The sequence below is a fragment of the Cellulophaga sp. BC115SP genome (assembly GCF_009905545.1).
GTDB classification, from domain to species: domain Bacteria; phylum Bacteroidota; class Bacteroidia; order Cytophagales; family Spirosomataceae; genus Flectobacillus; species Flectobacillus rivi.
On record NZ_JAAALB010000081.1, the window covers coordinates 1 to 11,105 of the forward strand.

General features: G+C 34.5%; 14 protein-coding genes. 4 read left to right on the forward strand and 10 right to left on the reverse strand.

Features of this window, described 5'->3' with window-relative positions:
* Positions 1–79: 79 nt before the first annotated feature.
* The 10 genes from GVN22_RS25975 to GVN22_RS26020 form a co-directional block, all read right to left on the reverse strand.
* Positions 80–583: a hypothetical protein gene (locus GVN22_RS25975; RefSeq protein WP_166553929.1), complete on the reverse strand. Its 504-nt coding sequence runs from the start codon at positions 581–583 to the stop codon at positions 80–82.
* Between the two features lie 121 nt (positions 584–704).
* Entirely contained in the window at positions 705–941 is a 237-nt protein-coding gene (locus GVN22_RS25980) for a hypothetical protein (RefSeq protein ID WP_166553930.1), read from the reverse strand.
* Position 942: 1 nt separating this feature from the next.
* The gene (locus GVN22_RS25985) at positions 943–1,209 is read right to left on the reverse strand and encodes a hypothetical protein (protein WP_166553931.1); all 267 of its coding nucleotides are present in this window, start codon (positions 1,207–1,209) and stop codon (positions 943–945) included.
* Positions 1,210–1,229: 20 nt separating this feature from the next.
* On the reverse strand, positions 1,230–1,433 hold the full coding sequence (locus GVN22_RS25990) for a hypothetical protein (RefSeq protein ID WP_095167638.1): 204 nt from the start codon (positions 1,431–1,433) through the stop codon (positions 1,230–1,232).
* Entirely contained in the window at positions 1,430–1,753 is a 324-nt protein-coding gene (locus tag GVN22_RS25995; protein WP_166553932.1) for a hypothetical protein, read from the reverse strand. The genes GVN22_RS25990 and GVN22_RS25995 overlap by 4 nt, the downstream gene beginning before the upstream one ends.
* Positions 1,740–2,264: a hypothetical protein gene (locus GVN22_RS26000; protein WP_166553933.1), complete on the reverse strand. Its 525-nt coding sequence runs from the start codon at positions 2,262–2,264 to the stop codon at positions 1,740–1,742. The genes GVN22_RS25995 and GVN22_RS26000 overlap by 14 nt, the downstream gene beginning before the upstream one ends.
* A gap of 5 nt (positions 2,265–2,269) precedes the next feature.
* Positions 2,270–2,977, reverse strand: coding sequence for an iron-containing alcohol dehydrogenase family protein (locus tag GVN22_RS26005; RefSeq protein ID WP_166553934.1), 708 nt, complete (start codon positions 2,975–2,977; stop codon positions 2,270–2,272).
* Positions 2,978–2,979: 2 nt separating this feature from the next.
* Positions 2,980–3,624 carry a hypothetical protein gene (locus GVN22_RS26010; protein WP_166553935.1) on the reverse strand — a complete coding sequence of 215 codons (645 nt, stop codon included), beginning with the start codon at positions 3,622–3,624 and terminating at the stop codon, positions 2,980–2,982.
* Between the two features lie 4 nt (positions 3,625–3,628).
* Positions 3,629–4,051 (reverse strand): hypothetical protein, encoded by a 423-nt coding sequence (locus GVN22_RS26015; protein ID WP_166553936.1) that lies wholly within the window; start codon positions 4,049–4,051, stop codon positions 3,629–3,631.
* Entirely contained in the window at positions 4,048–4,911 is an 864-nt protein-coding gene (locus tag GVN22_RS26020; protein WP_166553937.1) for a hypothetical protein, read from the reverse strand. The genes GVN22_RS26015 and GVN22_RS26020 overlap by 4 nt, the downstream gene beginning before the upstream one ends.
* A 191-nt stretch (positions 4,912–5,102) precedes the next feature.
* Between GVN22_RS26020 and GVN22_RS26025 the strand changes: the two genes are divergently transcribed.
* From GVN22_RS26025 to GVN22_RS26040, 4 genes are all read left to right on the forward strand, one after another.
* Entirely contained in the window at positions 5,103–5,267 is a 165-nt protein-coding gene (locus GVN22_RS26025) for a hypothetical protein (protein ID WP_166553938.1), read from the forward strand.
* A gap of 64 nt (positions 5,268–5,331) precedes the next feature.
* Positions 5,332–6,186 (forward strand): DUF2971 domain-containing protein, encoded by an 855-nt coding sequence (locus tag GVN22_RS26030; RefSeq protein WP_166553939.1) that lies wholly within the window; start codon positions 5,332–5,334, stop codon positions 6,184–6,186.
* A gap of 332 nt (positions 6,187–6,518) precedes the next feature.
* Positions 6,519–8,153 carry a hypothetical protein gene (locus GVN22_RS26035; protein ID WP_166553940.1) on the forward strand — a complete coding sequence of 545 codons (1,635 nt, stop codon included), beginning with the start codon at positions 6,519–6,521 and terminating at the stop codon, positions 8,151–8,153.
* Positions 8,154–8,155: 2 nt separating this feature from the next.
* On the forward strand, positions 8,156–10,768 hold the full coding sequence (locus GVN22_RS26040) for an AAA-like domain-containing protein (protein WP_166553941.1): 2,613 nt from the start codon (positions 8,156–8,158) through the stop codon (positions 10,766–10,768).
* The last annotated feature ends 337 nt before the right edge of the window (positions 10,769–11,105 follow it).

Here is an 11,105-nt window from a genome sequence, read left to right on the forward strand (position 1 = left end):
TGTTTTGATACTGTTTTGCGAAATTCATGTTGAATAGAGATAATATGAGAACCTAAAACGAAACAAAGAGCACTAAGACTTACTCAGCATAGTTCACCTCAACATCTACCGAAATAGATTCAAGAAGTGGCAAAATAATATGCTTGTTCAAAGTGATGTGCTCATTGACATGATAGATAAAGGAATCTCCACCTTCATGTTTGGCTTCAATCTCACGGGTAGTGGTTTCACCTTTTCGAGAAGTAGTGTTTACCTCTAATTTTTTGCTCATTTGAGCGAGCTGGTTCAATTCAGACTTGACCTTCACACGGATACTCTCAACGGTTGGAGGATATGCTAAGTCAAAATCCTGCACGTGCTTAAGAATGACATTCTCCTCAGCAGTGGCAGTGATTTCAGTCTCGTTATCCACGGCTTTGAAAGTGCCATCTGTGACAAAGCGACCACTTAGGATACTCCCTGAGCGAAGACCAGCTATAAGACAGGCTTTAGCTTCTGCTTCACCGTTTTGGAGGTTGTACTTTACGCTCTTTGATGGAGGAGTACTTTCCTGACTAGGGTTTAAATCAATAATGTTTGACATGATAAATAGGTTTTGTTGCTAGGTTGATTTTTCCTTGTTTGCAGCTACAAAGTTACGATGGCTTTTTAGGGCGTTGGAGGTAATATGGTGGTAGTAGGGAGTAATAGAGGACTAATCAGAGCTACATCGCTCTAAATACCTCCCTGTAGATATAGTCGATAGCAGGATAGGGTAATTTTTTACGTAAAGCAGGTTTATCTGGATCAAAACCCAATGTTTTTAACTTTTCCTTGTGAGCATCCACCTTCAAACACGAAAGAAGATACTTCACATCAGCTTTGAGTTTCTTTTCATGACCTTTGGTGATGCTTAACTCTTTGCAAATATCGGTTAGTGTTGAAGGTGGATAGATTTTCATCTTATCTTGATTTTAAGATTGGTGTGAATCCAATGGGTAATTCTTTGATTTCTTTTCTAGTGATACCTCTACCTAATTGTAGTTCTGGATTGAGGGATAATTGTTGCTTGTCGCAATAGGCTTGCATCATATCTTGCATTTGTGGTGCTTGCATAGTTTGAGTTTGGTAGGTTCGTGAATAGCGGTCTTTTCTCTGGATTAGGGTTCTTACTATTGCTCCTAGACAAAAGACCACCAAAAGAATGAGTAATAGGTTTAGTGTAAACATGGTTTAAAGAGGTTTGTAGGTTATGCCATGATGACCTGAACAAAGAGTCTTTTGCTAATGGTAAAACTGTTACGGTAGCGTGTGAACTCTTTGATGGATTCAATGGCTGCATCGAACTTTGCCACATCATTAGTTTCGACTTCGATGAGTAGCTGACCTGAGAGATTGAATTTCTGAGATAGCTTCTTAATGGCTTGTAGTTGGGTTAAAATCTGTTTTTTCATAGAGGTTGTAAAAAGTCTTTGATTTCTTGCTCTGAGAAATACTGTTCCAGTTCTGGAGTTTCATTTCTTTTGAGCATGGTGTGAAAGTCTGGCAGCTCTCTGAAATAGTCTAGTGGTGGTAAAACTTCTCTTCTTGCTTGAATAGCCAGACAGTATTGGAACTTCAAAAAGGTGGTTTGCATCATCACCATGTTTCTAAAGCTACGTACCTCTGTCTCTAGCTGAAGCTTTTGTTGCTTGACTTTTTTGCGATGGGTCTGAAACCCGACAAAGAAAATTACGCATAGGAATAGTAGGTCTAAGGTGTCACGAAGGGTCATTATTTTCTAAGGTTTTCCAGTTGAGAATTGCGAACTGAGAGTCAATATCTAGGCTCTCGTAGATTTTCTTATCATGGTTGACAATTTGTACCAGCTCAGTTACTTCGTGGTTGTAGAGTGCCTTAAATGGCTTTCCAAAGTGTTTTTGAAGTAACTCATACAAAATCACAGAATCAATCTTGATGGTGTCTTCAAACTGTTTTCGTAGCTCTACCGATTCTTCATTGACTTGCTGAAAACCGATAGATTCTGATTCGTCCAACTCAAATTGCTCACTTATCAGCTCATTCAGCTCTGATTTGTCTAGCTTTATGGGCATTATTGTGGTATTCTGTGTTACGGTGGGTTCTTCAATGACAGTAGCATTATCTACTACGCTCTTTTCACTTCTTTTTTTCATCAGAAGGCTCATGCCCAATATTACCATGCCGACGATGGCGCAAATGAGCAAAAACAACTTGGCTATTAATCCGTAGTTGGCATTTTCTGATTCATCTTCAAAATCTAACATAGGTGCTATTTGGGGTTAAATTCTAGTTTCTGTTGTGCAAAAGGAAAGTACTTTTTCCCATCAATCCATTCTACCTGCTCGGTGTTTCGCACGCCTACACGATATTCCTCTTTGTCAAAGTATCTGGTTGTCCATTTCTTGTTCTCAGGAAGCTCTGTGTTTTGAACAGCAATGTCATACATCAAATAGGCAATCTCTTTTCTAGGTTGAACCTTCGTGGGTAGGTCATTGAAATCATCGCCTGTTTCCTTCAATACCAACATATTCATCATTTTCAATAGGTCAGGTGAAACCTCTGTACCTCCGAAGTAGTGAAATTGAAGTAGCAGCTCTAAGCCGTTATTTTTCGGTGTTTTCAAAAGCTGCTTTTGTGCTTTTGTCATCGTCCCTGAGCCAAAGAATGAGCCTGCATCGTCATAGATGACCACCGCATTTTTGACATAGTTGCTACAGTAATAAGAAAACTTGTCGTAATCATCCGATTGAAGCTTGACCACTGCATTTTTAGGCATGGGTCTTTCCAATTCTTCAAATGTTACCACCTTGGTGATTTCCTTGTAGCTGGAGTTATTCGAATGGTCAAATACAATGATTCTTTTAGGGTTATTTTTGAAAGCTCCGACTCGAAAATCGAGTGAGAGTTGTAAGGCTTCGTAGGTCTTTCCTGTGTTTCGAGTACCAAAGAAGCCCCAAACGTTTCCTTTGGGATTCATATCTAGGTGATTTTGGCTTTGATTTTCTTGAATACTTTTACGGTAAAGTTTGAAAGCGCCTGAGGATTATGAGCAATGATATTTGAACCCATCAGTACCACCAAATCGTAAATCATGGCGGATTTACTTGGGAGTCGGTATCTGCCTTCACGTGCCTTTTTCTTCAGGTCTTCCAGAATCACCAACTTGACAAACTTTCGGATAGATTCGGTATCTTCTAATCCTTCATCTTGTTGGATTTTCTTCTTTTGCTCCACTCGTTTTTGAGCAGCTTTGACTTCGTCGCTTAATGGGATAAGATTCGCTTCAAAATCTTCGACCAGCTTTTCGTCACCATTTTCGGTTGACATCTCTGCCACGATATTTCGTAGCACGCCCGTACCCGTTTTTACGTAGGAGAAAATTAGCTCGGTCTCTAGTTCTGCATTTCCTTCCAAAATCACTTGGTCGATGTTGGGTACATATTGCGGTGTGACGACCTGTTGGGCTACAACTTGAGGTTTGAAAGGATTATCAAATAGTCCTTCCAATTGTTTGGGTGCTGGTGGCTCTTCCACTCGTTCAGGTGGTGAACTCATCCCCGTGAGGATGGAATTGCCTATTTCCGCACCCTCTGTGATTAATTTTAGTTTTTCTGAAAAAATCATGGTGCTACTTTTTTACGTATTGAACTCCCTTTGCTAGACCCTTGCCAGCGTACTTTAAACCAAGGTTGACAAAGAAGGACGCTACTTTCTTTTTACCTGCTTTGAGTTGGGCTTTGACCTTTCCCATCAAGGTTTTTCGTTCTTCCCATTCGATAATCAGTTTTTCGAAAACAGGACGAAAAGCGGGTTCAAAATCAATCGCTCCATCGGCTCGAAAGCATCCCATTGCGGTCATGTATTTTCCAATCATATCGAGTTTGAGTTCGTTGTTGATAACGGCAGCATCATAAGTTTTTTTCTTGGAAAGTAATGCCAGAGCCTCTTCCGAAAATGCTTGAAATTCTTCAAGTGTCATTTCCCCGTGACTCTGATAGCTTACAATTTGTCCGTTGGTGTCTAGGGTGAGTGTAGCGAGTATTTGTTTCATGGTTGAGTGATTTCTTCAAAGCCCTTGATATAGTGGTTTTTCCATACTCCAGCGCCAACACGAACAAAAGCCTTCTTTTCAGAGAATCGAACTACCTCAGCAATCAGGTTATTGAGACCTGCATCATTAGCCAGCTTGAAAGTCTTGAACTTATCCAGCATGGTGTTTTCGTTGTTTTCATCACGCAAACGGGTGTTTTCAAGCTGAAGGGCTTTGTTTTCATTTTGAAGCTGAATGAAAACAGGATTGTTTTCAATGTTTTCAGGCTCAATGCTGATGTTTTCATGATTCTTGAAAACATTGTTTTCGTCCTGAAGCCTTTTGTTTTCATTCTGTAGATTGATGAAAACAGGGTTGTTTTCAATGTTTTCAGAGATGTTTTCAACGTTTTCACGATTCATGAAAACATTGATTTCATCCTGAAGCTTTTTGTTTTCATTAACCAATTGGATGTTTTCATCCTTGATTAAGTTCATGTTTTCATCCAGTAGCGTTTGAAACTGTGCTTTTACCTCAGCTTCACGCTCAGGGGTGAGCAAGCGTTCATCGTTTTCATCTAATCCATAGATGAAAACATTAGAAACATACTTTGAAATTGCCATTTTGGCGATGTTTTCAATGTTTTCATACGCAGGGTTTTCATTGAGCAATGTTTTCACGTCTATGATTTCACCATCGTTCAGCTTTAGAACAATCATGTTTTCATTGACCACAATAACTTTGTTTTCATAACGGTCTTCAATGATTTCATTGAGGAAATCACTCACGTTGCCAGATGTTTTCAGCCATTCGGATACTTCTGGACGCACACGGCAACCAACTTGAACGGTGCGAGAACTATTTACTTTGTTTTCATTCATAACATAATCGTTATACAATGGTTGAGCCCATTATTCTTTCTATAGGATGAAATTAGCACCTTATGAAAACATAAATCCAAGTCATGAAAACATAGAACCTAAAATATCCTCATTTATCCTGTTTTCATCCTTTTTCTCCTTACTCAAAAATGATAACTTTGTGAACTGTCAAACTTTAACATACAAATTATATGAGTGCTTCTACAATCGTCAATTCTTCAGTAATTGCTCAACTAATGGGATGGTCTAAAAATTATGCACAGAAGAAAATATGTGCTGTCAAAAAAGTGAAGGGATTTGCCTACGTTACGCTGGCTGACTGTATGGAAGTCTGGAATGTATCAACTTCATATTAGCCACACTCTCTCTAAACTGAAAAATATTTCCATTATACCTATAAACCAACAAAACCTAATATATATGATTATATATGATAACTATGATCAGATAAGGGAAAATGTAAAAGAGCTAGCCCCAAAAGTTGTATATAAATATAGGGCTGATTGGAACAATCCATTACATAAGGAGATGGTTACCAATCAAAATTTATGGTTTGCAAATCCAAAAGATTTAAATGATCTGTTTGATATCAGAATTCCACTACAATTTGATTACTCAGAAGTTGATAGCCCATTATTCTATGATAAACTTAAAAAGGACTACTTGTATCAACACCAAAGTATAATACTTCTAGGTGAAACCATTGAAAATATCTGTAGGGAGCAACTTAAACTCATAAAGAATAATCCTAAGACATATTTTGAGAAGAGCTACATGGAGCTCAGAGAGAGTATTTTATTTGATAGATATGGTATTTTTAGTTGTACTATCAACGAATTAAGTGAGGTGATGTGGGCACATTATGGAGCAAATAATACAGGCTTTGCCATAGGTTTTAAAACGGATGAGCTAGCTGAGGCACTTCAACCTGATGTAGGTTTTGGACAAGTATATTATTCTGATGAAGTGATGAAACATAGTTTTATTTATAATGACTTGTATAAAGAGTTGAGTTTATTTTTAAGAAAGTCATCTCAATGGGAATATGAACAAGAGTTTAGATTTTATACTATGAATCCAAACGGAATTGAAAATCGTGCTATGAAATATCCTATACCTTGTGTCGCTGAGTTTATTTTGGGTGCAAAGTTCCCAAGTAGAATCAAACAAGAATTCATTGATACGGTTCAAGCCATTTTTCCCTCTACTACTAAAATATTTGAACTAGAACCACAAATTTCAAGATTTGGATATAGTAAGAAATTAATTTGCTAGTAGTAACCCCTAAATTAGTTGAGTTGAATGGCAGGATATTGACTTTATGTGAATTTGCATTCTCCGAAAATAGTTTTGAGGCTTTCCAATTGACCTTTTCAAGGTTGATATTTAGATACTCTAATTATTAGCTCATACATTTAATTTATAAATATGAACCCTTTAATTTTAATAACTTGAAGTTTAGCTGAAAGCCAATTTTGAAAATAATTTTACTACATCGTTAAAGAATTATAATATGCTTTAATTAATGTACTAACAATTATCTAAAATACTAAAATTTTATTATCAATTACCATATCTTAAGTTACATTCATAACTCTACTTATTAAATGAACATTGTAAAATACCAAGAAATCGATTTCGAAGAAATACAATATCTGTTAGATGAAAGCTTAATACTTTTGATTACTGCTACAAACCTTGAAACAAAGCATACACACCTTGCTTTATCCCCAATTGTAAAGTTTGATGGTATTTTACAAGTTTATGAGAAAAATCTCACTTATTACTTTGGCATGTTTGGAATGTATAAGGTTGCTCATGTTCAATGTGAAATGGGCTCAATTGGAAGAGGTAGTTCAATCACAACATTAACAAGTGCACTAGAAAAGTTGAAAGTAAAGGTTGTTATTATGGTTGGGATAGCGTTTGGAATAGACGACAACAAGCAGAACATAGGTGATGTATTGATTTCTGAATCAATTATTCCTTATGACTCAAAAAGAATAGGTATCGAAAGTAATATACAACGAGGCAAGGAAGCGACAGCTAGTGAATTGTTACTTAATCGATTTAAAAATATCAAAAATTGGAATCATGTTACTTCTCATGGGAAGACCTCAGAATTGATATTCACAAGAATTCTATCTGGAGAAGAGCTTATTGACAATTACGATCACAGAAATAAGTTGCTTGAACAATATCCCGATTCTAAAGGTGGAGAAATGGAGGGGGCTGGAGTATATGCAGCGTGTGGAAACAAGACAGATTGGATACTAGTAAAAGGCATTTGTGATTTTGCAAATGGAGAAAAAGGGAAAAATAAAAACGAAAATCAAGAAATTGCAATAAAGTCAGCCTTATCTGTATGTTTAATGCTTTTCAATTCACCAAGAGCTTTTAAAGATTTAAATGTTAGTCCCTACAATCAAATACCCTCTCCTGAATTATTAGATTTCACAAAGATTAATGACGTTTTATTCAACTATTACAATCTTGAGAATGAGCCTTATTACGTTTTAAGAGATTTTGATGAAAGTTTTAATTTAGCACTAACTCAATATGGTATTTGGGTTTTCGGTCCATCAGGGTGTGGCAAAACAAATCTCATTATTCGAAATCTGAGACAGACAAACAAAGAATTTATACTTGTTGATTTAGCTCCGTTTATTGGAGACGGAGTGGAATGTTTGTTCAAAGAATTACTTCACGAGGTTTGTTCGTATATTAATGGCGTAGATTATCACACACAATCTACAGAGCTTACGGAGATAATCAAAGAATTAGTCGATTTACTAAAATTTTATAAGGATAAAGAACTAGTAATTTTTATTGAAGAAATACCAATTAGTTCAGGAGAAGAATATAGGAAATTTACTCAAAAACTATTTTCTATTATCATATCGAATAGCTTCCTAAATGGCTTAAATAATATCAAATTTGTACTTTCTTCAATTGAAAACCCAACTCCAAATATTATTCAAAATCAACAAAAGATTCACCAACATGTACAATTCGTAAAGTTAGAGTATTGGTTAGAAAATGATATTGAAAAATTACTTGAAATCATCGTTACAGAATTTCAAATTCCATTAAAACACAGCTTTAGAGAAGATTTAATCAATTCAGCCAAAGGCTCACCTCGCTTTGTTAAAAAATTCTTTAAGACACTATTTACAATCAACAAATTTGATGATAATACTTTAAAAAGAGTGCTTATTGAAACTCAGAGAGATCTAAACTAATCATGAATAAAATTCTTAAACCTTACACAATCATACCCAAAGAGCTGTATACTTTGAGGGAGGCAGATACTCAGGTCAAAAACATAATAGCTGACATGGGAAGGCCAGGCTATGTGCTTGTTTCCAGACAAATGGGAAAGACTAATTTGCTTATTAATGCAAAGAAGCAACTTGAGACTGACAGAGATGCGTTTATCTACATAGACCTATCCAATACATTTCCCAGTCCTAAAGGATGTTTTGAAAATATTATAGATAATGCAATTGATTCGTACCCTGAAAAATTTTCTAAAGCCTCAGATCTGATTCTGGAGCGTAGGAAAACCTTGAAGGATATTCCACCTCACAAACAACATACTAACGAATTACGAATCTTACTTCAAGCGCTGAATGGAGGTAAGTTGGTAATTATATTGGATGAAATAGATGCATTAACCAAGACTAACTATTCCGATCAAATTTTTTCTCAAATTAGAAGTACTTATTTTGGGGCTAGAGTCAATTATAATGAATTCTGTAATCTAACATATTTACTTTCTGGAGTGGTTGAACCCACTGAGATTATCAAAGATCCTAAGGTTTCACCATTTAATATTGGTCAAAAAATTTATTTAAATGATTTTACAAAAGTAGAATTTGATAGCTTCATTAAAACAGCACAGTTGAACATTAATCCTGAGATTTCTAAAAGAATCTACGATTGGACAAATGGTAATCCTAGAATTACATGGGATGTGTGCTCAGAGCTTGAGGATAGAATGATAAATAATGATTGTACCCCTGAGTTAATCGACAAAATCGTTCATGACTTATATTTAAAATCATATGACAAAGCACCAATTGATAACATAAGGGAGATTGTCTTAAATGATCGTGAAATTAGAAATGCAATTATCGAAATTGAATATAACAAAGGAAAGCAAGTTGCAGATCGATTAAAAAGTAAACTTTATTTGGCTGGAATAATTAATTACTCTGATGATGATGTCCATATAAAAAATGAAGTTATAAAAAAATGCCTAAACTTTGAATGGTTGAAACTATTAGAAAAGGAAGATAAAGGTGTTTTATCGTTAGCTATGGATAATTATGAAAACCTTAACTACAAGGAAGCTATTTCTCTGTTCGAAGAGTTTCTTGGTTTTGATGAATTTCCAGAGGAGAAAAGAGACTATTATACTTTTGCTATGGGCGTTTCTTTTTTAGAAATTGGTGAACATGAAAAAGCAATTGAGGTCTTAGATAAGATTAGTTTTGATTTGGATGATTCAACTTTAGATTATTTTAGTTCAGTTTTTTATATTAAAGGATTAGCATATAGGAGACTAGGGAAAATACAGGAGAGTATGGACTGTTTTCAATTAGTTGTAGATAAGGGAATTGTAGATGCGAATTATTTGAATTCTAAATTGCAACTCGGTTACATATACGCTAATAATTATTTAGATGGCAAAACCGATGAGGCAGTTAAAATATTCGATGAAATAATTAATGGCAAGTTTGAATCTCCAATTAAAATAAAAGAGAAAGTACTTAATGAAATTAAAGGAATGGCATCCTTTATTTATGCAACAATTTGTAAGGATAGAGGTGATAATATAAAGGCAGAACTGATTCTAAGAAACATAATACCTAAAGTAGAACACTATACTAAATCGTTACTAAAACTATTGTTGAGTGAGGTAATAAACAATAAAGAAGAAAAAGTTAATATTCTCTGTGAACTTCTTGATAATAAATCATCAAAACATACTGCTCCGAACAGTAATCATCTGGATTATTCTTACAGCTTTACAAACTTTAACATTCTCGATGTTTTAATAAATCTCCTAGATGTAGACAAACAAACATTCATTGATTATACAACTAATAAAATTAACTCCATTAGCCTAAAGCCAAGAGGAGAGTTTCTTTTTGAGATTGCTGCTCATTCAATAAATAAAAGGAAATTAAAACCTGGAGTAATTTTATTACAGGATATTTATTTTGAACATAAGTTCGGAGGTTTAAGACTAGAAAATCATCAGCTATATGAAACTCTAAGAATAATATCACTCTTCTCTGAATATGAAAAAAAGCTTGAATTTTCACAAGATTACTTAAAATTTCTGGAGAAAGAAGTTAGTTTTAAAATTGATATATTTGATATTAGAATTTTTAATAATTTAATTTTTACACTTGCTGAAAGTAAAGATTTCTTCAAAGCTCTTGAATATTCTTCTATTGTAAATAGCATTAAAGACAGATTAAACAACGAAATACTAATTACTGTTGTAACAATTTTTAGTATTGAACTTACTATTTTTAATCAGTTAGGTATAGTGCCAAATTCTACTGAAAAAGCAAAACAAATACTTAAACTAATTGACTCACACCGTAAGTCTAAATATGGAAATTTTGGTATTACAGAGAACGAGATAAATGATATATGGGATATTGCTTTAAATATCTTATTTTCTTTGAATGATACTTACGATTTTGGTCACAATTTTAAAGGAGTTAATGATAGGAATAGAATGATTACAGCAATTAAACGGGATGGCTGTATTTTTAGAATGAAATTGAAAAGAGCCGAATCGGAAATTAAAAAAGGTAATTTGATTCTTTTAGAATAAATTATTATCAATGAAAATCAAAGCTTAATTAAGACTCTACAAATATTATGTTTAAAATTATCTAATAAACAATTCCGTTCTAATTCACATTTAAATGGCGATATTAATAATAATATCGCCATTTAACTATTTCAACTACTTCAAAAACTGCTTCTTAATAGTCGAATCCTTGACTCTGGCATATCTCGAAAGCTGTCTACTATCTTTCCAACCAACCATTGCTTGAATCGTGCTTTCTGGTAAATCAAGCTCATTGATACTGTCGGCTTCCCATTTTTAGTACAGTTTAAAAATATACATAATCTGGTTGTTTTGATTATGTTTTTAACCATTCTTG